This window comes from Pseudomonas sp. KCJK9111, from assembly GCF_046231935.1.
Lineage (GTDB): Bacteria > Pseudomonadota > Gammaproteobacteria > Pseudomonadales > Pseudomonadaceae > Aquipseudomonas > Aquipseudomonas parafulva_B.
Genome location: NZ_JBJJMO010000055.1, coordinates 1 through 22,506 on the forward strand (window position 1 = coordinate 1; position 22,506 = coordinate 22,506).

Genomic DNA, 22,506 nt, shown 5'->3' on the forward strand with positions numbered 1-22,506 from the left:
CGCGATCGCAAGTCACCATCGGTGCTCCAGTTGTTGCGCGCTAAAGTAGTGGCCGAAGTCGTTTCGCAAGGCCGCCACGACAAGGTTCGCATCATCAAGTTCCGTCGTCGTAAGCACCACATGAAGCGCATGGGCCACCGCCAGTGGTTCACCGAGATCAAAATCACCGGCATCCAGGCTTAATCCCCTAGATCCCCTGAATTTATTTGGAGAATTGAACCATGGCTCACAAGAAGGCTGGTGGTAGTACTCGTAACGGTCGCGACTCAGAATCGAAACGCCTTGGCGTGAAGATGTATGGCGGCCAGGTTATCAAGCCAGGCAACATCATCGTCCGCCAGCGCGGCACCGAATTCCACCCAGGCTACGGCGTGGGCATCGGTAAAGATCACACCCTGTTCGCCAAGATCGAAGGCGTGATCAAGTTCGAAAAGAAAGGCGAGTTCAACCGCCGTTACGTGAGCATCGTCGCAGCCTAATCGCGACGTCGCTCCAGAAGCCCCGTCATGCGACGGGGCTTTTTCGTTTGTGGTGAGCCTCTTGCAAAGCTGTTTGTATGGGTTGCCGGCGTGGGTTTCTACGGTCGTACGGGGCCGCCGCGCTCATTTTTGCAAGAGCCTCATGTTTATCAGTGTTCAACTCGTCGGAAGGCGAGAGGCGGTTTTTGAATGAAGTTTGTTGACGAAGTATCCATTCGGGTCAAGGCCGGTGACGGCGGTAACGGTTGCATGAGCTTCCGCCGCGAGAAGTTCATCGAGAACGGTGGCCCCAACGGCGGCGATGGCGGTGACGGTGGCTCGGTGTTCATGGTGGCAGACGAGAACCTCAACACCCTGGTCGACTATCGCTACACCCGTCACCACGAAGCCCAGCGCGGCGCCAATGGCGGCAGCACCGACTGCACGGGCAAGAAGGGCGAAGACCTGTTCCTGCGTGTGCCGGTGGGCACTACTGTGATCGATGCCTCCACGCAGGAAGTGATCGGTGACCTGGTCAAGCCGGGGCAGAAGCTGATGGTCGCCCAGGGCGGCTGGCACGGCCTGGGTAATACCCGTTTCAAATCCAGTACCAACCGTGCACCGCGCCAGACCACCCCTGGCAAGCCGGGTGAGCAGCGCGACCTGAAGATGGAAATGAAAGTGCTGGCCGATGTGGGCCTGCTGGGCCTGCCGAACGCGGGCAAGAGCACCTTCATCCGCTCGGTATCGGCCGCCAAGCCGAAAGTGGCCGATTACCCGTTCACTACTCTGGTGCCGAACCTGGGCGTGGTCAGTGTCGACCGCTGGAAAAGCTTCGTCATCGCCGACATTCCTGGGCTGATCGAAGGTGCCTCCGACGGTGCTGGCCTGGGTATCCGCTTCCTCAAGCACCTGGCGCGCACCCGTGTTCTGCTGCACCTGGTGGACATGGCGCCGCTGGACGAGAGCAGCCCGGCCGATGCCGCCGAAGTGATCGTCAACGAGCTGACCCGCTTCAGCCCGTCACTGGCTGAGCGTGAGCGCTGGTTGGTGCTGAACAAGGCCGACATGGTCATGGATGACGAGCGCGACGAGCGGGTCAAGGAAGTGGTCGAGCGCCTGCAGTGGGAGGGCCCTGTGTATGTGATCTCGGCCATCTCCAAGCAAGGTACCGAAAAGCTCAGCCACGACCTGATGCGCTACCTCGAAGACCGTGCCGACCGCCTGGCCAACGACCCGGCCTATGCCGAGGAACTGGCCGACCTCGACCAGCGCATCGAGGACGAGGCGCGGGCCCAGTTGCAGGCCCTGGACGATGCTCGCACCTTGCGCCGTACCGGTGTCAAGAGCGTGCACGACATCGGCGATGACGATGACTGGGATGATGACTTCGAGGACGACGAAGACGGCCCGGAAATCATTTACGTGCGCGACTGATCGGTTGCAGTACACTAAACGCCGCTCGCTTGAGCGGCGTTTTTGTATCCACGGTATCTACAGATTCGACATAGGTTGGAAGACGATGCGAAGCAAGGTGACGGGCGCCAGGCGCTGGGTCGTGAAGATTGGCAGTGCGCTGCTGACCGCCGATGGCAAAGGCCTCGATCGCGGCGCCATGGCCGTGTGGGTCGAGCAGATGGTTGCGCTGCGTGAAGCGGGCGTGGAGTTGGTGCTGGTCTCCTCGGGCGCCGTGGCCGCCGGCATGAGCCAGCTGGGCTGGACGTCACGCCCCAGTGCGATGAACGAGCTGCAGGCAGCAGCGTCCATCGGTCAGATGCGCCTGGTGCAGGCCTGGGAGTCAAGTTTTGGCGAGCATGGCAAGCATACCGCGCAGATCCTGTTGACCCATGACGACCTGTCCGACCGCAAGCGCTACCTCAATGCGCGCAGCACCTTGCGCACCCTCGTCGAACTGGGTGTGGTGCCGGTGATCAATGAAAACGACACCGTGGTGACCGACGAAATTCGCTTCGGTGACAACGATACCCTGGCGGCATTGGTGGCTAACCTCGTGGAAGCCGACCTGCTGGTGATCCTGACCGACCGTGATGGCATGTTCGATGCCGACCCGCGCAACAACCCCGACGCGCAACTGATCTTCGAGGCCCGTGCCGATGACCCGGCGCTGGACGCCGTGGCCGGCAGCACCGGTGGTGCACTGGGGCGCGGCGGTATGCAGACCAAGCTGCGCGCTGCGCGCTTGGCGGCACGTTCTGGTGCCCACACCATCATCATTGGCGGGCGCATCGAGCGCGTGCTTGATCGTCTCAAGGCCGGTGAACGGTTGGGCACCTTGCTGTCGCCTGAGCGTGGCATGCTGGCAGCCCGCAAGCAGTGGCTGGCGGGCCATTTGCAGACCCGCGGCACGCTGGTGTTGGACGAGGGTGCGGTACAGGCACTGCGCCAGGCCAACAAGAGTTTGCTGCCAGTGGGCGTCAAGGCCATCCAGGGCAGCTTCCGACGTGGCGAGATGGTGGTGTGCGTGGGCCCTGATGGGTTGGAAGTGGCCAGGGGCCTGGCCAACTACAGTGCCCTGGAGGCGCAGAAGATCATCGGGCAATCCTCCGACGTCATCGAGTCTATCCTGGGTTATAGCGCCGAGCCTGAGCTGGTGCATCGTGACAATCTGGTGCTGGTATGAACATGCTGAAGAAACTGTTTGTCGTGGCAGCCCTTGGGTTGCCGATGCTGGCTGGCGCCGAGGAAATCGGCCAGGTGTCCACTGTCTTCAAGTTCCTGGGGCCGAACGACCGCATCGTCGTGGAAGCCTTCGACGACCCCAAGGTCGAAGGTGTGACGTGCTACCTGTCGCGAGCCAAGACGGGGGGTGTGAAGGGTGGACTGGGGCTGGCCGAGGACCGCGCCGAGGCCTCGATCGCCTGCCGTCAGGTAGGACCGATCAGCTTCAAGGGCGAACTCAAGGATGGCGATGAGGTATTCAAGGAGCGCACCTCGCTGGTATTCAAGACCATGCAGGTGGTGCGCTTCCTGGACAAGAAGCGCAATACGCTGGTGTATCTGGTGTACAGCGACCGCATCGTCGAAGGCAGCCCGCAGAATGCCGTGACGGCGATTCCGATTCTGCCGTGGGCTCAGTGACGGGCAGGTCTGGGTCGATTTGAGTTGGATGCGTTGTGAGTGTTGAGGTGGGGGTGATGGGAGGCGTGTCAGTCCCAGAACCTCAGCTTCGCAACATCCATTGTCGGGGCCGCGCAGCGGCCCCACGATCTCCGTCAGATAACCACTTCACCCTGATCTTCGCGTACCACCACCTTCACCTCCTCCAGCGGGCTGATGAACTTCCAGTCCGATTCGTCGATGTAGATGCCGTTGGGGCCGCTGCCGCCTTCCAGGTCGATGGCCACGTGTGCCGAAACCTGCGGCTTGACGCTCGCCAGGATCGGCACGAAGCCCAGCTGCAGGCTGGTCTCCAGCAATGCCGCCTGGTTGCGTTCGTCGATGTCCGCCGCTTCGTCCAGGTAGTACGGCAGGCGCACACGCCCGGCCAAGTCGCGGTCCATCAGGTGCAGCAACAGGTACATGTTGGTCAGCGCCTTGATGGTCATGGTCGTGCCGTTGGACGCCGCGCCGTCGATGTCGGCGTGGATGATCGGCTGGCCGTTGACCTTGGTGATCTCGAACGCCAGCTCGAACAGGTCCTTCAACCCCAGCTGGTTATGGTTCGCGGCGACCAGGCGCGCCAAGTATTCCTTGGCCTGCTCGTTCCGGTTGTCCTGGTCAGCGTTCTGGGTGAGGTCGAACACCGACAGGGTTTCGCCTTCTTCATATTGGCCAGCACTGTGGATGATCTGGTCGATGTGCTTGAGCGCCTCCTTGTTCGGTGCCAGCACCACACGGAAGCTTTCCAGGTTCGACACCTGGCGTCGGTTGATCTCGCGGTTGAACAGGGCAAGCTGGTGCTCGAGGCTGTCGTAGTCGCTGCGGATGTTGCGCAGGGTACGGGCAATGTCGGTCACGGCAGCGCGACGCGCCTTGGCCAGGGTCAATGCCTCGTCGGTACGGTGGGCATAGGCGTTGACCAGCAACTGCAGGCGGCGCTCCATGTCGTCTTCGCTGTCGAACTTGGCCACGCCTTTGAGGCGCACCTGCGCGTACAACGCTTCGATCTGGTTATCCACCCGCTGCAGGCTCTGCCAGCTGTCCTGGTAGTCGTTGAGCAGTGGCAGCAGGTTGTCCATGGAGTCGTCGATGGCTTCCATGAACGGGGTGCCGAGGGGCAGGTCGGCCGGTAGCAACTGACGGCGGCGCAATGCGTCGTCCAGGGTGCGTTGCTTGGACTCCAGGTCACCCAACTGGCGCGCCACCAGTTGCAGCTTGGCCGACAGCTGCTGTACCCGCTCGGTAAACGCATCGCTGGAGCGCTTGAGTTCATCCTGAGCGGCCTCCATTTGTGCGAGCTGTTCGAGCTTGGCGGGCTCTTCGGCGGCCAGGGTCTGGCTGCGGCGGTAGTCTTCCAGGGCTTTCTGGGCGTCGAGTACCTGCTGGTACAGCGCTTCGGTCTGCGCCTTGGAAGCCGAGCGGTCGGCGCTCACCGCCTGCTGGGTCTTGAGCTGGCGCAGCTCCTTGTCCAGGCGCTCCTTCTGATCACGCAGCGCGGCGCGGTCAGCCAGCGCCTGCAAGGCCGGTGGGTCGATGTGGGACAGGTCGATGGACAGACCAGGCACCTCGAAACGCTCACCCTTGAAGCGGTCGAGCACCGCTTCAAGGGATTTCACCCACAGGTCGCTGTCGTCCAGCTCGATGCCACGCTCACCCAATGGCAGGCTGAACAGGGCACCGTTGAGCAGGCGCATCAGGCGGTCGACATCCTGCTGCGAGAACTCTTCGCGCAAACGGGCATAACTGTTGTTGTCGGCGTGATCGAGCTGCTGCTTGACCTGCCTGAGGCGTTTTTCCAGGTCGCCAACGCGCTGGTCGAGGTCTTCGGCACTGAACTGACGGGACTGGGCCAGGGCGCCGGCGAGCTCGTCATGGGCATCCTTGGCCGCCAGCAACTGCTGCTCCAGCACCTTGACGTCATCGACCAAGGCAAAACGATGGCGCAACACCGACAGCTCGCCCAGCCAGCGCTGGATGCCGGTGATTTCACGCTCAAGGCGCATCAGCTCCTGGGTGCCGCCGCGCTGATCGTTTTGCAAGCGGTCCTGTTCACCCCGGTAATGCTCGGCCTGGATGACCAGCTCTTCCTTGCGCGCCATGGCGTAGTCCTGCCAGGTACCCAGCAGGTTGTCGAGCACCGGCGAAATACGGTGCAGCTTGCCGCGCAGGATGTCGCGTTGGGCGACGCCGCCGGCCAGTGCCTCGACCAGTGGGCCGGCGGCGACCAGGGCGTTGTAATCCTGTTCCATGCGGCGCACGTCGCGGAAGGCTTCTTCGCAGGCGGCAATGTAGTCGACACTGCCAGAACGCAGGCTGTGCTCGAAGGCATCGAGGAACAGCTGCTTGAGCTTGGCCGCCGTGATTTCGCGCATGTGCAGCAGGTTGATGAACAACGCGCGGAAGGTCTTGAGGCTCTGCTCGCTGGTCGAGCGCAGCGGGATCAGGGTCAGGTCCAGGGGCACCGAGGTATGACCGCCGACCAACAGGCGGCGCAGCTCGTCCGGCTTGAGCTCGTAGGCTTTGATGCCCTTGCTTTCAAGGTTGGTGAACAGCTCTTTCTGGCGCAGGCACGTGTCGTTCTTCTGATAGTGCGCCAGGTCCAGCTCGCCCTGGTAGGCAAAGAACTGGTGCCCGAAGCCGCCACCCGGCCCACGGCCGACGACCCCGATCACGTGCGGCCCGTGGGGCAGGCTCAGTTCGCAGAGGATGTACGAGGTGTCACTGGCAAAGTAGAAGCGGCGCGACTGCTCCAGGCTGTACTTGCCGAAGCTCATGTCCGACATGCGGGCCAGGATCGGGAACTGCAGGGCGTTGATCGATGCCGACTTGCCCAGGTTGTTGGCGCCGTACACCGACAGCGGGTGCTCCAGCGGGAACAAACCCAGGCTGTAGCCTGCCGTGTTGAGCAATGCGAAGCGGCGGATGCCGTAGCGTTCCTGGCTCATGCGTCCATCTCCTGTTGCTCTTGGCGGATGGCACGAGCCAGGGCCTGTTCTTCGTCTTCCTCAGCCTCGAACGGCGTCAGATCGAGCGGATCGTCGGTGTGTTCGAGCATTGGCTCGGCGGGGTCTTCGGCCAGCACTGGGGTGGGCAAGGGCAGGGCGCTGTGCAACGTCGCCGCCAGGTCCCGGTCCTGCTGCACGGCCAGGCAAACGTCCAGGAACCGGTGCATCGGCGGCAGGAAACGGTAGATGCCACCTTCTTCATGGGCGAAGCCAAGCTGGGTCATGCGGCGCAGGACCTTTTCTTCCAAGTCCTCGACCGTCTGCACCTCGGCCTGCAGGAACAGGTCACGGTATTTGTCGAGCAACGAAGGCAGTTCGTCGCGACCAACGCTGCCGCCGTCGAGCACCGCGATCGGGTCACGGCCTTGATCGGCCAGGTGCTCGACCAGAATGAAGGTGAACAGCGACAGGCGCTGCGCCGTCTTGTTGACCTGCGCCGCCGTCATGTCCGGCACGAAGTAGTAGAAACCGCGGGTGTCGCACACCAGCTCGAAGCCCAGGGCCTTGAACAGGCTGCGGTACTGGTCCTGGAAGTTGGACAACTGCGCGTACAGCTCCGGGTCGCGGCGGCTGATGTGGAAACCTTTGAACAGCTCGCGGAAGATCGGTGCGAGCTGGGACAGTTCGGAAAGATCAAGATGCATGGGCTGGGCTCGCGTGGGGTTCTGGGGACGCACTGGCGGCGTCTTCGCGGCTGGAGGTCAGGGCGTACGAACGCAGGCTGACGCGGTGTTCCTGGGTGTCGTAGTCACGCCGCTCGAGGCGCTCGCGGTTGAAGCGTTTTTCCCGTGACAGGCGCGAGAACCAGTACAGCAGTTCGTCGGTGGCGCCTTCGGGCTCCTGCTCCAGCAGCCACACCATCAGGTCTGGCAGAGGCAGTGCCTGTTCACAGCGTTCGGTCATTTCCTTGACCGTGCGCGGTGCGCGAGGCTTGGCGTCGGACGTGCTCTTGTGCGCCTTGGGGAAACGCGCTGGCTTGGGCTCGAAGCGTGCCAAGGCATAGACATAGGCTTCGACCTGGCTGGCGCTACCCAGGAAGGTGCTCTGCGGCCGAGTGAACAACGGCATGGCCGCCTGGGGCAGCGCGTCCAGGCCCTTGCGGCGCACCACCGACAGTGCCAGGGCTGCGCCACGGGTAACTGCGTTATGACGCCGTGCTTCCTCGCGCAGCGGCAGCAGCAGTTCACGGGCATGACGCAGGGTCAGCTGGGCGCTGGTCTGCATCTCCAGAATGCGCGCATGGGTGCGCAGCAGCATGTCGTCGTCGACCAGGTGGCCAAGGCGCGCCTGTTCACCGAGTAGCTTCAGCAGCACGGTCTCGACCTTGCGCACACCTTGCTCGAAGGCGCCGTCGGCGTTGACCAGCTGGATCATCGGCTCGACGTATTCGTCCCAGGTGGCCAGCACCTCGGCATAGCGCTGGCGCAGCGGTATCTGGCGACTGCTGGTCTTGGCCCGCTCGGCGACGGCCACCAGGGCCTGCTCATCGTTATCGAGCTTTTTCAGCACGTCCCGCACGCGCATGTCCAGCAACCGCAGTTGCCGCGCCAGGTCGTCGCTGTCGCGGTTGTCGAAGGCATCCTGGATGTGCCCGGCCAGGCGCTCAAGGTGACGCAGGTAGGCCTCGATCTCCAGGCACAGGCCGAGGCGATGTTCACGGCGCAGATAGGCGAGAAAGTCGTGGATCTGGGCATTGAGCTCGAAGCGGTTCGGGCTCTTGGCAACGGGAACCAGGATGTCCAGGCGGATCCACACATCGAGCAGTTGGGTAATGTCCTGCGGGGTGCTCTCGATCTGCTGGCGGGCCACATGCTGGCGCAGCTCCACCAGGCTGAGAGTGCCCTGGTCAAAACGCTCGCACAGCGGCTCGATCAGGGCCCAGTGTTCGGCTAGGGCACGCAGGACGCGCTTGGGTTCGATCATCGGCTTGGACTCGTTGCCAAGAAAAAGGGGGCGATTGTACTGCATCCGACGGGTTGGTTCTTATCCGCTTGGTCTGTCGTGCGACAGGCTGATCGAACCGCGCGCCTCCTATGGCTTGCCCAGGCAGGCAGGGGATGCGTAAAAAACCGCCGAGCAGATGCGGCACTGGCAGGTCATCGGCGTTAGAATGCGCACCTGTCCCAACCCCCTCGGATGACCGCCTTGCTTACCGAACAACGTCGCCGCGCCTACCTGTCCGCCATGCAAGTGGTGCACTGGCTGCCGCGCGCCGAGCTGCCGTTCGCCGCGCCGTCACGGCCTGAGCTGCTGCTGCCGTTGGCGCCGCCCGAGGACATCGATTTCGAGCCGCCGCCACGCCAGATAGCCGACAAATCACCTGTCGCCCCCCAGGCACGGGTCGTCGAGCGGCCGAAGATCGAGGTCCCGCGCCCTGGCACTTCCTCCAAGGCCGCGGCCAAGCCTGCGGAGGCGCCCGAGCAGGCTGCGACCCCTCGCCCAGTGCCGGTACCGCCTCCGCGCTTTGCCTTGCAATTGCTGCGCGCTGGCGATTGCCTGTTGCTGGTCGAGCTGGCCACCGGCCAGCCTTTCCAGAGCCGTGACCCGTCCTACCTGCTGCTCAAGGACATGCTGCGCGCCGCTGGCCTACCCGATGCCCCGCAGATCGTGGGTGAGCCAGTGCGCTGGCCGCTGCTGATGCGCGGCAACATGGACCAGGGCCCGGACGCAGCCCGCGATTTTGTACAGGGTTTTGTCCAGGCGCGCCTGGAAGAAGCGCCCTGCACCTGCCTGTGGCTGGTAGGCATGCCGGCGCTGCGCTTTGCTGCCGGCGCCGACGACCAGGCTTATTACCAAACCCTCAAGCTCGACGGCCTGGGCGAGGCGTGGGCCTTGCCGGGCCTGGAACTGTTGATGGACGAGCCGCAGCGTAAAGCGGACGTCTGGAAAGCCATGCGCCAGCTGATGGCGCGCTGGAAACCCGTTGAATGAGTGACTCGATCAGCTTTCGCCCCATGACCGAGGCGGATCTGGATGCCGTGCTGAAAATCGAATATGCCGCCTTCAGCCACCCCTGGACCCGCGGCATCTTTCTGGATGCCCTGAAATCCTATGAAGTCTGGCTGATGTTCGATGGGCAGCAACAGGTTGGCCACGGCGTGATCAACGTGATCATCGACGAAGCTCACCTGCTCAACATCACCGTCAAGCCGGAAAACCAGGGGCGCGGCCTGGGCTTGCGGCTGCTCGAACACCTGATGTCGCGCGCCTACCAGCTCAACGGTCGCGAGTGTTTCCTGGAGGTGAGGGCCAGCAACCCGGCTTATCGCCTGTACGAGCGTTTCGGCTTCAATGAAATCGGCCGCCGGCGCGACTATTATCCAGCTGCGGGTGGTCGCGAGGATGCGCTGGTGATGGCCTGCACGTTATTCCCGGACTGAGCCAGCGGCAGGGCCGCTGCCATGACGTGCAGGGGTGTGCCATGTCGAAGAAACGGAGTGTGGTTGCCGCGCTGTTGCTGGCGGTAAATTCGGCGTCCAGCGGGGCCCTGGCCGATGAACGCGACCTGAGGATGTTCGCCCAGTGGGCGGGTGAGCACCCGACACGGCCTTTTCGGGACATGCTCGTGCAGGCGCGCGTCTACGGCGTGGTGCCCATTGATCAGCTGCTGCGCTCGGCCTCGGACTGGAAATTGTGCCGGGCTTCACCGTTTGCCGTGCCGCCCAAGCAACACTGGCCGGCTGTGCGCGCTACGCTGTCGTTGCTCCGAACGCTGGGTGAGCAAGGGGCTTTGCCCGATTTCGAAGTGGTCTCCGCCTACCGTGATCCAGGCCTCAATCGCTGTGCCGGCGGGGCGATCGGCAGTGCGCATACCCAAGCATTTGCCGTGGATGTCCTGCTGGCGCCCTGGGCCGACCCCAACCCGCTGTGCCGTTTCTGGCAACAGCACGGTCAGGCGTGGGGCATGGGCCTTGGCCGCTACCCGAGCGGTCGTATTCATCTGGACACGGCCGGCTACCGTACCTGGGACGGTGACGGCAGCGCGGCGTCATCCTTTTGCAGCAAGCCCAGGTGAGTCAGGCAGCCCTCGCACTCCTGTTTCACCCATTCGGCAAATCGCTGGCGCTTGCCTGCGTCATTCAGGGCGCAGGGGCTCAACAGGTGGTAGGCCGAGCCATCGCGTACAAAGCCCAGGGGTGCCTGTAACTGCCCAGTATCGAGTTCGTCACGCACCATCAAGGCTGATGCCATCGCGACCCCCAGCCCCGCGCTGGCCGCTTGAATCGACAGGTAAAAATGCTCGAAGTCGCTGCGTTCGCCAGCGATGGCCGTCTCGCCGGTAAGCCGCAGCCAGGTGGCCCAGGCGTCGGGGCGGGTCGCACTGTGCAACTGTCGCTGCCCTTGCAGCTTCGCCGACAATGGCGGGCGCCCCACAGGGCCAATCCACTCGTCACAGATCTTTTGCTGATGCAGCGTCAGGCCCCAATGAAAATCGTCGCGGCGGATGGCGATGTCGACGCCCGTGCGGGCGAAGTCCAGCGGGCCGCCTGCGGCCACCAGCTGCAATTGAAGATCAGGGTGGGCAGCGTGAAGACGCGGCAGGCGCGGGATCAGCCAGCGCATGGCGATGGTGGGCTCGCAGGAGACGACCAATATCGGACTGTCATCGCTGTCCTTGAGGCGCTGCACCGTGCTTTCGAGCTGTTCGAAGATGGCTTGGGTCGTGGCATGCAGCACGCGCCCTGCCGAGGTCAGGAAAACGGCCCGGTTGCGTCGCTCGAACAACGCCACCTCCAGGCTTTCTTCGAGCAGGCGCACCTGGCGGCTGACGGCGCCATGGGTGACGTGCAGGCACTCGGCTGCACGGATGAAGCTTTGGGTAGAGGCTGCGACGTCGAAGTAACGCAAGGCGGCCAGGGGAGGAAGCTTCATGGCAGGCGGGGGGGCCCTCATGGGGTGCGGTATACGCGTAGAGAAGCAATCGATACCAGTGATGAAAGGTGATGAAAAATCACCGATTGCGCACACTTTAAATCGATTTTAGGCAGGTGATAAGCGTTCGATAATGCCTGACCTGTGCATGTTAATCGCCTATCGAGTGTTCCTGAATGACTGAAATCCTTGCTGTCGCCTTGTTCACCCTACTCGCGGTCATCAGCCCGGGGGCCGACTTTGCAATGGTTACCCGGTGCAGTTATGCGCAAGGGCGCATCGCTGGCCTGGCTGCTGCCGTCGGTATCGGCCTTGGGGTGCAGGTGCACGTGCTGTACACCGTGCTCGGGCTGTCGATCATCGTGACCCAAAGCCCGCTACTGTTTTGGTGCATGAAGGTTGTCGGCGCGTGCTACCTGCTGTACCTGGGCTATCGGTCCTTGACCAACACCGTGCGCGTGCGCCTTGACGACAAAGGCACTGCGGGCGGTGCGCTGCAAGCGCTGCGCACCGGGTTCCTGACCAATTGTCTGAACCCCAAGACCATGCTGTTCGTCATCAGTGCCTTCAGCCAGGTGGTAGAGCAGGGCAGCCCGCTGTGGCTCAACCTGGCCTATGGCGCATTCATGTCGCTCGCGCACTGGGCATGGTTCAGCCTGGTCGCTGTCTTTTTTTCCAACGGTGTATTGCGCAAGGCAATGATCGAGCGGCAAATCATCGCCGACCGGGTGATCGGGGTAGCACTCATTGCGCTGGGGCTGATGGTGGCGATGAGCAGCGTGGGGTGATTGCGCAGGCTGCCGAAGACCGCCTGACTTTCTGGCAGGCAAAGAAAAAGGGCTTACCTTGCGGTAAGCCCTTCGTCTTGTTTGGTGGCTACACAGGGACTTGAACCCCGGACCCCAGCATTATGAATGCTATGCTCTAACCAACTGAGCTATGTAGCCGATGGCGCGCATTATTCTCTTGAACGGCCCCCCTGTCAACACGCTTTATAAAAAAAATTTGCACGCTTTCAAAAACTTAGCGAGTGATCGCGGTACGCGCAGCGTCATCCATCCCCTGAAAACCCCAAATCGTATGGTTGATCGGCTCCAATTTCGGCATTTACCGGTTCGAGCCCCGGACGCTCTCGGCCCTATCGGAGCACCCACAGAGCCTTGGAAGAGCGGGCTGGCCAGATTGGATGTGGAAAAAAAAGGTAGCTATGTATCTATTTGTATCCCGATAATCGGAGCCCAGCTTTCCGACGGAGATCCAGGCCATGGCCATCCCCAGCGCCGCCCCGGCGTCCACCCCAGCGCAGGCGAGCACCGCTACGCCGTTGGTGATGCGCATCATCGGCTTCTGCGCCCTGGCGCACCTGATCAATGACCTTATCCAGTCAGTGCTGCCGGCCATCTACCCGATGCTCAAGGCCAATTATGACTTGAGCTTCGCCCAGATCGGCATGATCACCCTGACGTTTCAGATCACCGCCTCGCTGCTGCAACCCTGGGTGGGCTTTTTCACCGACCGCCGGCCTACGCCCAACCTGCTGCCCATGGGCACGGTGTGCACGCTTATCGGTATCGTGATGCTGGCGTTCGTCGGCAGCTTCCCGATGATTCTGCTCGCCTCGGCCCTGGTGGGCATCGGGTCTTCGACATTCCATCCCGAAACCTCGCGTATTGCGCGATTGGCGTCCGGAGGCCGCTTTGGCCTGGCGCAATCGACCTTCCAGGTAGGCGGTAACACAGGTTCTGCCCTGGGCCCGTTGCTGGCAGCGGCCATCGTCATCCCGTTCGGGCAAACCCATGTCGCCTGGTTTGGCGTGGCTGCACTGTTCTTTCTCGCCGTGACCCTGATGCTGCGCCGCTGGTACATCGAGCACCTGAGCCAAGCCAAGGCGCGCAAGGTGGTACAGGCTACCCACGGCATCTCCCGCGGGCGCGTGGTTGCCGCGCTGGTGGTGCTGGGGCTGCTGGTGTTTTCCAAGTACTTCTACATGGCAAGCTTCACCAGCTACTTCACCTTCTACCTGATCGAGAAGTTCGGCGTTTCGGTGGCCAGTTCGCAGTTGCACCTGTTCCTATTCCTGGGCGCGGTCGCGGCGGGCACCTTCTTTGGCGGGCCCATCGGTGATCGCATCGGGCGCAAGGCGGTGATCTGGTTCTCGATTCTGGGCGTGGCACCGTTCACCCTGGCACTGCCTTACGCGGACCTGTTCTGGACAACGGTACTGAGCGTGGTGATCGGCTTCATCCTGGCCTCGGCATTCTCCGCCATCGTGGTGTATGCCCAGGAACTGGTGCCCGGTAGCGTAGGCATGATCGCGGGCATCTTCTTTGGCCTGATGTTCGGCTTTGGCGGCATCGGCGCGGCATTGCTGGGCTATGTGGCTGACCTGCGCGGTATCGAATACGTGTACGGGCTTTGCTCGTTCCTGCCCCTGTTCGGGGTGCTGGCGGTATTGCTGCCGAGCACGGGCAAGCGCTGATGCTCAAAAAAGGGCAGGGATGCCCCCTTGACGCCACAGGCACTGAGGCAATTGACGGTATCGCCTGCTCTGGCCTAGAGTGCCGCCTCTTGCTCACTTTCTGCGTAGTAGCCAAAGCAATGCGCCGTTTCCTGTCCTTGCCCTGTCGCCGTCAGCCTGCCCCGGATGGGCTGCGCCGTGCCTGGCCGAGCGACACCGTGCTCAAGCGCCGCCGTAGCGTCCTGTTTGCCTTCACCTTCTCGCCACACCTGAACTGATCAGCGTTCGAACAGCGTCCGCCGTGCTGGTGGGTGCCTTTGTCTGCACGTCTTATCGGTTTGTTGGGAGTGGTTCATGAACATGCGTTTGCTGGCGGGCTTACTGTTCGCCGTTTCGGTGGTGGGGTTCAGCCTGGGCGCGACCCTGCCCCTGGTGTCGTTGCGCCTGCACAAGGCTGGCGCAGGCACCCTCGAAATCGGGATGATTTCCGCCATTCCAGCGGCTGGCATGATGCTGTCGGCCTTTCTGGTTGATGCCTGCTGCCGGTATTTCAAGCGACGCACACTCTATTTGCTGTGTTTCGGCCTGTGCACACTGAGCATCGGCCTGCTGGAACCTGCATTTGCCTCGTTGTGGTGGCTGGCCATCTTGCGCCTGGCGCTGGGCCTTGGCATGGGCATCGCGATCATTCTTGGGGAGTCGTGGGTCAACGAGCTGTGCCAGGAGCACAACCGGGGGAAGATCATGGCCCTCTACGCCACCAGCTTTACCGGTTTCCAAGTGCTTGGGCCGGCGATGCTGGCGATGCTTGGTGCCCACAGCCCATGGATTACCGGCGTGGTCACGGCCTGCTATGGCCTGGCGTTGGCGTGCATCGTGGTGACGGTGCCCAATGACCGGGTGCTGCACGCTGAAGACGACAAGAGCTTCGGCCTGGCCGGCTTCTTTCGCGTGGCCCCGGCGCTGTGCGTGGCTGTGCTGTTTTTCTCGTTTTTCGATGCCGTGGTGCTCTCGCTCTTGCCGGTGTACGCCAGCAGCCACGGTTTTGCCGTGGGTGTGGCGGCGCTGATGGTGACCGTGGTGTTCGCAGGGGACATGCTGTTCCAGCTGCCGCTGGGCTGGCTTGCCGACCGCGTCGAGCGCACCGGCCTGCACCTGGCGTGCGGGGTAGTGGCCATGGCCATTGGCATCGGGTTGCCCTGGTTGCTGAACATGACGTGGCTGTTGTGGCCATTGCTGGTAGTACTGGGTGCTGTCGCGGGCGGCATCTATACCCTGGCGCTGGTGTTGATAGGCCAGCGTTTCAAAGGGCAGGACCTGGTCACCGCCAATGCCAGCGTCGGTTTGTTGTGGGGCGTCGGCAGCCTGGTGGGGCCGCTGATCAGCGGTGCGGCCATGGACGTGGCGCCCCACGGGCTGCCCATGGCACTGGCATTGATGGCCGGGCTGTTCGTGTGCTTTGCACGGCAGTCTTATCGGCGTGAGCAGCCGTCCTGCACCCCCTCTGAAAGCTAGCGGATTCGCCTGCAGGAACGGCATTGCAGGCTCGCTCCGGTGGTTACCAACTGAGCCGTGTCAGTGACCTAAGCGGCGTCGATGTTGACCCAGTACTGGGTGTGGTAATCGATACGCACTGGCAGGCTGCGGGCCAGTAGCTGCAGGATCTGATTGGTGTCGGCCAGCTGGTAGGTCCCGGAAACCATGAGTTTCGCCACCGCTGGGGCGCAGCGCAGCAGACCGGGACGGTATCGGTTCAGCTCAGCGACGAAATCTGCCAGCGGCATTTGCCGAACGCTGAGCACACCCTGCGTCCAGCCCCAAGGGTCACTGGGCGGGGTGACGGCTTGGTGGCTTCCATTGGCCTGCACGCGCAAGGTCTCGCCGGAGTGCACCCGCACTGGCGTAGCACCGGTCATCACCGTGACTTCGCCCCGGCGCACCGCCACCAGCAAGCCGTGATCGCTCTGGCGCACCAGCAGTTGTCCGTCAAGGGTGCGCAGGGTGGCTACTCGGGTATCGATGAAGAACGGGCGTTTGTCGTCAGAATTGCTGTCCAGGCTGACTTCACCGCGCAGAAGCGCCAGGCGGCGTTGGCTCGCCGTGAAGCGCAGGTCAATGGCACTGGCGGTGTTCAGTTGGATGCGGCTGCCATCACTGCCTTGCAATTGTCGGCGCTCGCCGGTGGCAGTGGCACTGTCGGCCAGCAGCTCTGGCAGGCCCAGCGGCTCGCGCGCCATCCAGCCAAGGCCGCTGCCGACCACCAACAAGGCACCCAGCTTGAGCTGGTCGCGCCGGCTGATGCCCTGGCGCTCGCTGCCTTGCAGGGTACGACGGCTGAGGTCCTTGGGTAGCCCGGCGAGCTCATCGCCCAGGTTGCTGACGCGCTGCCAGGCCAACCCATTGTGAGGGTGCAACGACAACCATTGCTGGAACTGCGCCTGGGCATCCGGCCCTGGGCTGCCGAAGCGTAGCCTCACCAACCAGTCGATGGCCTGGTCGACCCGGGCCTGGGCGGGTGCTTGGTCAGGCGTCAGCATAACGCAACCGGTAGCAAGTCTTCAGCGCCTTGGCCAGGTCGCGCTCCACGGTCGCTTTCGAAACGCCCAGGAGCAAGCTGATCTGGATGATGCTCAGCCCGTCCAGTTGCGCATGCAGAAAGGCTTGGCGAGCACGCGGCTTGAGCTGGTGCAGGGCACGATCGAGGCGCTCCAGGCTATCGAGAATGACCAGCCTGTGTTCTTCGCTCGGGATATCGGTTTCGGGTAGGTGCGCCAGGCTGTCCTGGTAGGCCCGCTCCAGCGCACGGCGACGAAACTGATCGATCATCAGGCCGCGGGCGATGCTGCTGAGGTAGGCGCGAGGCTCTTTCAACGGCGAGGTCTGCCGGGCGCGCAACAGGCGCACGAAGGTGTCCTGGGCCAGGTCGGCCGCATGTTCGCTGCAACCGACGCGACTGCGTAGCCAGCCGCGCAACCACGCATGGTGGGATTGGTAGAGCAGGGCGACCTCGGTCGGTTTGAGCGTGTCGGGAAGCTGCATCGTCGCCACGGCCGGTACCTGTCGGATGTGATTGTGAATGGTTCTCAATTCTATGCGGGTAAGGCCATGGCGGGCAATGCTGCCTCAGGAATTACTTGCGCAAGATCCGGCAGTCGGCCGATGAGTGGCTGGGTTAAGCTGGCATCTCCACTGATCGATGGAGCCGCTTCAATGTTGATCGACGCCGAACCTTTCGCCTACCGGCAAGCGGCCGAATACCTGGGTGGCCTGGATGCGGACTGGGCGCGGCACATTGCCGCCGTCGGCCCCTGCCGCCACCGCACTACCCCAGGGCGCGAACCCTACGAGGCACTGGTGAGGTCGGTCGCTTACCAACAACTGCACGCCCGTGCAGGCGACGCCATCCTTGGGCGACTGCTGGCGCTGTTTGGGCAAGAGGCTTTCCCCACGCCCACGCAACTGCTGACAGCGGACCCCGCCGCCTTGCGCAGCTGCGGCTTTTCGGCCAGCAAACTGGCCACGGTGCTGGGCATTGCCCAAGGCCGCCTGGACGGTGTGGTGCCAACCCGCGAGCAGGCCCTGGACATGCCCGACGACGAATTGATCGAGCGCCTGGTGACGCTGCGTGGGGTAGGGCGATGGACAGTGGAGATGCTGTTGATCTACAGCCTGGAGCGTCTGGATGTGTTGCCGGTCGATGACTTTGGCGTACGGGAGGGCTATCGGCGGCTCAAGGGCTTGGAAAAAGCACCGACGCCTGCACAGATGCGCGCGCTGGGCGCCGCCTGGCGACCTTATCGCACCGTCGCCGCCTGGTACTTGTGGCGGGCCTGAGCGCTTGCCGAACTGCACTCAGTCTGGAAGACGAACTTGACAACCTACACCACTCCCGAGCAGCGCTGGCAGGCCGTTGCGGCACGTGTTGCCGAGGCGGCGGACCATTTCGTCTATGCCGTGCGCACCACCGGCATCTACTGCTATCCAGGCTGCAAGGCCAGGCTCCCCCTGCGCAGCAACCTGGAGTTCTTCGAGTCCCCGGCATTGGCCGAAGCAGCGGGCTACCGCGCCTGCAAGCGCTGCATGGGCCGGCCTGCCATTTCGGCGCGTACGCGGCGCCTGGTCAGCGATGCCTGTCGCCTGATCGAGGCGTGCGAGCTACCGCCCAGCCTGGAGCAGTTGGGCGAGCGCCTGGCCGTCAGCCCGTTCCACCTGCATCGGCTGTTCAAGGCGCAAACCGGCCTTACACCCAAAGCCTACGCCGAGGCCTTCCGCGCCCAGCGCCTGAGGACCAGCCTGGGGCATGGGCAGGGCTCGGTCACCGATGCCATTTTCGAGGCGGGCTACAACTCCAGCAGCCGCTTCTATGCCGGGGCTGAGCAGCGGCTGGGCATGCCACCCCGGCAGTTTCGCGCAGGTGGTGTCGGGGTGACCATTCGCTTCGCCGTGGGCCAGTGCTCACTAGGTGCCATCCTGGTTGCCCAGAGCGAAAAGGGCATCTGCGCGATTTTGCTCGGCGATGAGCCTGAGGCGCTGGTGCACGCCCTGGAAGACCAGTTCTGCAACGCCGAGCTGATCGGTGCCGATGCCGCCTACGAACAGGTCGTGGCGCAGGTCATCGGGTTCGTCGAGGCGCCGGCGCTCGGCCTGGACCTGCCGCTGGATGTGCAGGGCACCGTCTTTCAGGAGCGCGTGTGGCAAGCGCTGCGTGAAGTACCCGCTGGCTGCCGGGTCAGCTACAGCGACATCGCCGAGCGTATAGGCGCCCCCAAGGCGGTGCGGGCAGTGGCCAAGGCCTGCGCGGCCAACCGTATTGCCGTGGCCATTCCGTGCCACCGGGTGGTGCGCCGGGACGGCGACATCAGCGGCTACCGCTGGGGGATCGAGCGCAAACGGCAATTGCTGGCGCGCGAAACAGCCCTCTCCTGATGGCCCGAAGCGGCGTAGAATCGCTCGCCAGATCGAATTGGAAAGAGGAATGTTCGATGAGGCGTGTCAGCCTTTCCCGCTTTAGTCACAGCGTGATGCTGTTGCTGGCGCTGATTGTGGCAGCGTCCAACCCAGCCTGGTCGGCACCTGCCCCTGCGACGACGGCGCAGGCTGCCGCTGACGCACCGGCACTGGACGAAACCGCGAGCGTCGACCAGCTTAGCGACCGACTGGACCAGATTCGCCAGGGCGTCACCAGTGATGCCAACGACGACCTGCTGGCGCAACTGCGCATGGCGGCCGTGCAGGTTCAGCGCCAGGCCGATGCCTTGAGCACCCAGCGTGCAGCCGATGCGCAGAAGGTGGACGATCAGTTGAAGGTCATCGGCCCCGCTCAGCCGGACGAGCCTGCGACCTTGACCCAGCAGCGCAAGGCGCTGGAGGCCGAGAAGAAAACCCTGGTGACCCAGCAGGATCAGGCCACCAAGCTGACCCAGTCGGCGCGCGACCTGTCCACGCAGATCGTCAACCTGCGCCGCAGCCTGTTCAACTCGCAGATATCCAGCCGGGCAGCGTCACCGTTGAGCCCTGCGTTCTGGCAGAGCATGATCCGCCCCACCCAGGACGATGTGGCACGGCTGCATGACCTGCGCGGCGAGATCACCGACGCGCTCGACAGTGCCCTGAGCGCTGAACACCGCTGGCTGTTCTTCACCAGCCTGATCGCCTCGATCCTGGTATGGACCTTAGTGCGGGGTTTGCTGGAGCGGCTGCTGGCAAGGTCCATGGTGCGCTGGTTACCGGAGGGACGCTTGCGTCGCAGTGCCTTGGCCGTGGGCGTAAGCCTGGCAACTCTGGGCACCATTGCCGGCTCGGTATCGCTGCTGCGCTGGGGCGTTGAAAGCAGTGCGCAACTGGGTTCGGACCTGGCCAGCCTGACCGACCATATTCTTGCCCTGGTGGTGTTCAGCGCCTTCATTACCGGCCTTGGCCGGGCACTGTTGATGTTGCAGCGTCCCTCCTGGCGTTTGCCGGCGATTGCCGACGAAGTGGCCGAGGCCCTGGGCTGGTTCCCCAAGGTGCTGGCACTGGCCTTGATGGTGATGATGACCCTGGAGCGGGTCAACAGTGTGATCGGCGTCAGCCTGGCCCTGACCGTGGCGGTCAATGGCCTTACTGCACTGGTGGTGGCGTTGATTTTCGCCGGCGCCCTGATGACCTACCGCCGTGCTCGGCGTCGGCATGGCATTGACCGGGCGACGGGCCTGGCCGGCTTGATCCCGTTCGTGATGGTGGTGTGGCTAGCCGCGATCCTGCTATCGCTGATCACCGGGTACCTCACCCTGGCCTATTTCCTCACAGCCAAGCTGCTATGGGTAAGCCTGGTCGTCACGTGCGCCTACTTGCTCACAACGTTCCTGAGTGATCTGTGCGAAATGCTGCTCTCGCCTCGCCAACCGGGTGGCCTAGCGCTGGCCTCGACGCTGGGCCTGGCACCACGGCACCAGGCGCAGGCGAGCACGGTGCTCGCCGGCATTGGTCGCACCGTCGTGGTGATCCTGGCCCTGCTGCTGACCTTGATGCCGTCGGGCACCAGCCCCAGCGAACTGTTGCTGAGCCTGGGTGACTGGGATGGCACGGGCGGCAAGCTACTTGGCAACCTGAACATCGTGCCCCAGGACATCGTGCTGGCGCTTGGCATACTGGTAGGCGGGATGCTGGCCATTCGTGTGGTCAAGCGCTGGTTGAGTGAGCGCCTGCTGCCGGAAACCGACATGGACGCCGGCATGCGCGCTTCGCTGGTCACCCTGGTGGGTTACCTGGGCTTCCTGTTCCTGGCCATGCTGGTGATGTCGACCCTGCACATCAACCTCACCAGCCTGACCTGGGTGGTGAGTGCCTTGTCGGTCGGTATCGGCTTCGGCCTGCAGCAGATCGTGCAGAACTTCATCTCCGGCCTGATCCTGCTCACCGAACGCCCGGTCAAGGTGGGTGACTGGGTGAGCCTGGCGGGTGTCGAGGGGGATATCCGTCGCATCAACGTGCGCGCCACCGAGATACAGATGTCGGATCGCTCCACCGTGATCGTCCCTAACTCGCAGTTCATCTCCCAGAACGTGCGCAACGTGACCATGGGCAATGCGCTTGGCGTGGTCGGTATTACCCTGACCTTGCCCCTGGACACCGACGCCAACCGGGTCCGTGAGCTGCTGCTGACCGCCTTCCAGGAGCACGAGGCTATCCTCGATGCACCGGCGCCGTCGGTGTCGTTCAAGGACCTGACCAATGCCGGCATGGTGATTGGCGTCAGTGGTTATGTGGCAGGGCCGCGGTTGGTGGGCGGTGCCCGCAGTGACCTGCTGTTCACCATACTGGGGCGCCTGCGCGACGAAGGTATCGCCCTCTCTGCGCCGCAGAGCATGGTGCTGTTGCAGGATGGGCAGCGCTCGGGCGAAGCTGAAAACGACGCGTGAATCATGGGCTGCCTGGCAGCCCATCCTGACGTGCGTACACCACCAGCCGAAGGTGCCGATCTTCATCGACGGTCAGCGAGGTATGCTCGAACGGCTGGGCCTGCCCATCGATGACCAGTTGGCGCACGCCGCTGCAGGATGCGTGCACGTCGTGGGTGCGCCAGCCGGCCTTGAAGGCCGGCGAGACATGCTCCAGTTCGTCCACCAATGCGTGGATATCGGCTTCCTGCGTGGCCCGGGCGAAGTCGCGGCGAAAGCTTGCCAGCATCATTGGGGCCTGGCTGTCCCAGTCGTGCAAGCGCCCATGCATCGTCGGGTCGGTAAACAGCAGCCAGAGCAGGTTGCGGCGCTCAGGCGGGTGCGCGGCGAAGCCGAAGAGTGCGTCGGCTAGCTCATTGAACCCCAGTACATCCCAGCGCAGGTTGAGGACGAAGGCCGCGTGCGGCAGGTAGTGCATCAAACGCCTCACCAGCGGCGGCAAGACACACCAGGTCTTGCCTGGTTCTGCGGGGGGGGGGCGGGCATGTGCCAGCAGCTTTGCACTGGGTACGCTGCTGGTACTGGTGGTCTATTCCACATCCAGTTCCTTCTTTCTGTGCTTCGCCCTGCTGATGCAGAGCGGGCTGGGTCTGGATCCCTTCATGGCGGGCAGTATCTTCGCCCCCTGCAGTGTGGGTTTCGTGCTGGCATCCCTTGCTGCCCCGCGGCTGGTTGCGGGCTGAGGAACACGAGCGATCGTGGTAGGGGCCTTGCTGTATGCGCTGTCGATCGGGTTGCTGATTGCCCAGGTCCAGGCGGCAGGCGCACAGTTGGTGCCAGTTTGGCTGATCCCGGTACTGATCGTGGTAGGTGCGGGGCAGGGGTTGGTGATGACCCCTTTGCTCAACCTGGTACTGGCCCTGGTCGACGAAGCGAAGGCGGGCATGGCCTCGGGCGTGATCGCGACCGTGCAGCAGGTCGGTGCGGCGCTGGGGGTGGCCGTAGTTGGGATTTTCTTCGCGGCGGCGCTGCCAGGGGCGGAGGACTCATTCGTTCAGCCCGGTCAGTATGTGCATGGGTTTGTGGCCGGCATGCTCTACAACCTGGGTGCCGCAGTGATGGTGATCGTCTTGCTGGTGATGCTGGCAGGCGAGCAGCGGTGTCGGGGGAGGTGAGTAAGCTGCACGCACTGGCGCCGTGCTCCCGCTTTTTGC

23 protein-coding genes, 1 tRNA gene and 1 pseudogene are annotated in these 22,506 nt (G+C 63.4%); 17 read left to right on the forward strand and 8 right to left on the reverse strand.

The features are described from left to right. The 5 genes and pseudogenes from rplU to ACK59L_RS16895 all read left to right on the forward strand — a co-directional run. A pseudogene (rplU, locus tag ACK59L_RS16875) lies at positions 1-183 on the forward strand (50S ribosomal protein L21); the annotation flags it as partial. 38 nt (positions 184-221) lie between these two features. Beyond that, positions 222-479: a 50S ribosomal protein L27 gene (gene rpmA, locus ACK59L_RS16880; protein ID WP_023533198.1), complete on the forward strand. Its 258-nt coding sequence runs from the start codon at positions 222-224 to the stop codon at positions 477-479. A gap of 189 nt (positions 480-668) precedes the next feature. Then, positions 669-1,895, forward strand: a complete 1,227-nt coding sequence (gene cgtA / locus ACK59L_RS16885) for an Obg family GTPase CgtA (protein ID WP_023533221.1) — start codon at positions 669-671, stop codon at positions 1,893-1,895. 85 nt (positions 1,896-1,980) lie between these two features. Beyond that, entirely contained in the window at positions 1,981-3,099 is a 1,119-nt protein-coding gene (proB, locus tag ACK59L_RS16890; RefSeq protein WP_058603097.1) for a glutamate 5-kinase, read from the forward strand. A gap of 2 nt (positions 3,100-3,101) precedes the next feature. Further along, entirely contained in the window at positions 3,102-3,557 is a 456-nt protein-coding gene (locus ACK59L_RS16895; protein ID WP_371259680.1) for a CreA family protein, read from the forward strand. Positions 3,558-3,691: 134 nt separating this feature from the next. Here ACK59L_RS16895 and mksF read toward each other — a convergent pair whose 3' ends face one another. The 3 genes from mksF to mksB are packed head-to-tail and all read right to left on the reverse strand — an operon-like array spanning position 3,692 to position 8,506. Next, the gene (gene mksF / locus ACK59L_RS16900) at positions 3,692-6,523 is read right to left on the reverse strand and encodes an Mks condensin complex protein MksF (protein ID WP_409274867.1); all 2,832 of its coding nucleotides are present in this window, start codon (positions 6,521-6,523) and stop codon (positions 3,692-3,694) included. Next, positions 6,520-7,227, reverse strand: coding sequence for an Mks condensin complex protein MksE (gene mksE / locus ACK59L_RS16905; protein WP_409274869.1), 708 nt, complete (start codon positions 7,225-7,227; stop codon positions 6,520-6,522). The genes mksF and mksE overlap by 4 nt, the downstream gene beginning before the upstream one ends. Further along, the gene (gene mksB / locus ACK59L_RS16910; protein WP_058638609.1) at positions 7,217-8,506 is read right to left on the reverse strand and encodes an Mks condensin complex protein MksB; all 1,290 of its coding nucleotides are present in this window, start codon (positions 8,504-8,506) and stop codon (positions 7,217-7,219) included. The genes mksE and mksB overlap by 11 nt, the downstream gene beginning before the upstream one ends. Before the next feature lie 222 nt (positions 8,507-8,728). Between mksB and ACK59L_RS16915 the strand changes: the two genes are divergently transcribed. Genes ACK59L_RS16915 through ACK59L_RS16925 form a run of 3 tightly spaced genes read left to right on the forward strand, consistent with a single transcriptional unit; the run spans position 8,729 to position 10,598 of the window. Further along, positions 8,729-9,514: an energy transducer TonB gene (locus tag ACK59L_RS16915; RefSeq protein WP_409274872.1), complete on the forward strand. Its 786-nt coding sequence runs from the start codon at positions 8,729-8,731 to the stop codon at positions 9,512-9,514. After that, on the forward strand, positions 9,511-9,963 hold the full coding sequence (gene rimI / locus ACK59L_RS16920; protein WP_023533216.1) for a ribosomal protein S18-alanine N-acetyltransferase: 453 nt from the start codon (positions 9,511-9,513) through the stop codon (positions 9,961-9,963). The genes ACK59L_RS16915 and rimI overlap by 4 nt, the downstream gene beginning before the upstream one ends. Positions 9,964-10,004: 41 nt before the next feature. After that, positions 10,005-10,598, forward strand: coding sequence for a D-Ala-D-Ala carboxypeptidase family metallohydrolase (locus tag ACK59L_RS16925; protein WP_409274874.1), 594 nt, complete (start codon positions 10,005-10,007; stop codon positions 10,596-10,598). On the opposite strand, the gene ACK59L_RS16930 is transcribed toward ACK59L_RS16925, so the two are convergent. Continuing rightward, positions 10,538-11,455: a LysR substrate-binding domain-containing protein gene (locus ACK59L_RS16930; protein WP_409274876.1), complete on the reverse strand. Its 918-nt coding sequence runs from the start codon at positions 11,453-11,455 to the stop codon at positions 10,538-10,540. The two genes, ACK59L_RS16925 and ACK59L_RS16930, sit on opposite strands and share 61 nt — an antisense overlap. A gap of 176 nt (positions 11,456-11,631) precedes the next feature. On the opposite strand from ACK59L_RS16930, the gene ACK59L_RS16935 reads away from it, so the two are divergent. Continuing rightward, positions 11,632-12,243, forward strand: a complete 612-nt coding sequence (locus ACK59L_RS16935) for a LysE family translocator (RefSeq protein WP_409274878.1) — start codon at positions 11,632-11,634, stop codon at positions 12,241-12,243. Positions 12,244-12,325: 82 nt separating this feature from the next. On the opposite strand, the gene ACK59L_RS16940 is transcribed toward ACK59L_RS16935, so the two are convergent. Continuing rightward, a tRNA-Met gene (locus ACK59L_RS16940) sits at positions 12,326-12,402 on the reverse strand. Between the two features lie 317 nt (positions 12,403-12,719). Between ACK59L_RS16940 and ACK59L_RS16945 the strand changes: the two genes are divergently transcribed. From ACK59L_RS16945 to ACK59L_RS16955, 3 genes are all read left to right on the forward strand, one after another. Beyond that, positions 12,720-13,934: an MFS transporter gene (locus ACK59L_RS16945; RefSeq protein WP_409274880.1), complete on the forward strand. Its 1,215-nt coding sequence runs from the start codon at positions 12,720-12,722 to the stop codon at positions 13,932-13,934. A 119-nt stretch (positions 13,935-14,053) separates the two neighbouring features. Continuing rightward, positions 14,054-14,191 carry a hypothetical protein gene (locus ACK59L_RS16950; RefSeq protein ID WP_167338938.1) on the forward strand — a complete coding sequence of 46 codons (138 nt, stop codon included), beginning with the start codon at positions 14,054-14,056 and terminating at the stop codon, positions 14,189-14,191. Between the two features lie 76 nt (positions 14,192-14,267). Beyond that, positions 14,268-15,428, forward strand: coding sequence for an MFS transporter (locus ACK59L_RS16955; RefSeq protein WP_409274882.1), 1,161 nt, complete (start codon positions 14,268-14,270; stop codon positions 15,426-15,428). Between the two features lie 68 nt (positions 15,429-15,496). Here ACK59L_RS16955 and ACK59L_RS16960 read toward each other — a convergent pair whose 3' ends face one another. After that, entirely contained in the window at positions 15,497-16,450 is a 954-nt protein-coding gene (locus ACK59L_RS16960) for a FecR domain-containing protein (RefSeq protein ID WP_409274884.1), read from the reverse strand. Continuing rightward, positions 16,437-16,952 carry a sigma-70 family RNA polymerase sigma factor gene (locus ACK59L_RS16965; RefSeq protein ID WP_027915459.1) on the reverse strand — a complete coding sequence of 172 codons (516 nt, stop codon included), beginning with the start codon at positions 16,950-16,952 and terminating at the stop codon, positions 16,437-16,439. Before ACK59L_RS16965 ends, ACK59L_RS16960 begins: the two co-directional genes overlap by 14 nt. A 171-nt stretch (positions 16,953-17,123) precedes the next feature. On the opposite strand from ACK59L_RS16965, the gene ACK59L_RS16970 reads away from it, so the two are divergent. The 3 genes from ACK59L_RS16970 to ACK59L_RS16980 are packed head-to-tail and all read left to right on the forward strand — an operon-like array spanning position 17,124 to position 21,313. Next, positions 17,124-17,747 carry a DNA-3-methyladenine glycosylase family protein gene (locus ACK59L_RS16970; protein ID WP_409274886.1) on the forward strand — a complete coding sequence of 208 codons (624 nt, stop codon included), beginning with the start codon at positions 17,124-17,126 and terminating at the stop codon, positions 17,745-17,747. Positions 17,748-17,783: 36 nt separating this feature from the next. Beyond that, complete coding sequence (gene ada / locus ACK59L_RS16975) at positions 17,784-18,839, forward strand: bifunctional DNA-binding transcriptional regulator/O6-methylguanine-DNA methyltransferase Ada (protein WP_409274888.1); 1,056 nt, start codon at positions 17,784-17,786, stop codon at positions 18,837-18,839. Between the two features lie 56 nt (positions 18,840-18,895). Continuing rightward, the gene (locus ACK59L_RS16980; protein ID WP_409274891.1) at positions 18,896-21,313 is read left to right on the forward strand and encodes a DUF3772 domain-containing protein; all 2,418 of its coding nucleotides are present in this window, start codon (positions 18,896-18,898) and stop codon (positions 21,311-21,313) included. Between the two features lies 1 nt (position 21,314). Here the strand turns inward: ACK59L_RS16980 and ACK59L_RS16985 are convergent, their stop codons facing one another. Continuing rightward, entirely contained in the window at positions 21,315-21,782 is a 468-nt protein-coding gene (locus ACK59L_RS16985; RefSeq protein ID WP_409274893.1) for a hypothetical protein, read from the reverse strand. Between the two features lie 25 nt (positions 21,783-21,807). Between ACK59L_RS16985 and ACK59L_RS16990 the strand changes: the two genes are divergently transcribed. Next, complete coding sequence (locus ACK59L_RS16990; protein ID WP_409274895.1) at positions 21,808-22,035, forward strand: hypothetical protein; 228 nt, start codon at positions 21,808-21,810, stop codon at positions 22,033-22,035. A gap of 15 nt (positions 22,036-22,050) precedes the next feature. Then, positions 22,051-22,467 carry a hypothetical protein gene (locus ACK59L_RS16995; RefSeq protein WP_409274897.1) on the forward strand — a complete coding sequence of 139 codons (417 nt, stop codon included), beginning with the start codon at positions 22,051-22,053 and terminating at the stop codon, positions 22,465-22,467. Positions 22,468-22,506: the final 39 nt, after the last annotated feature.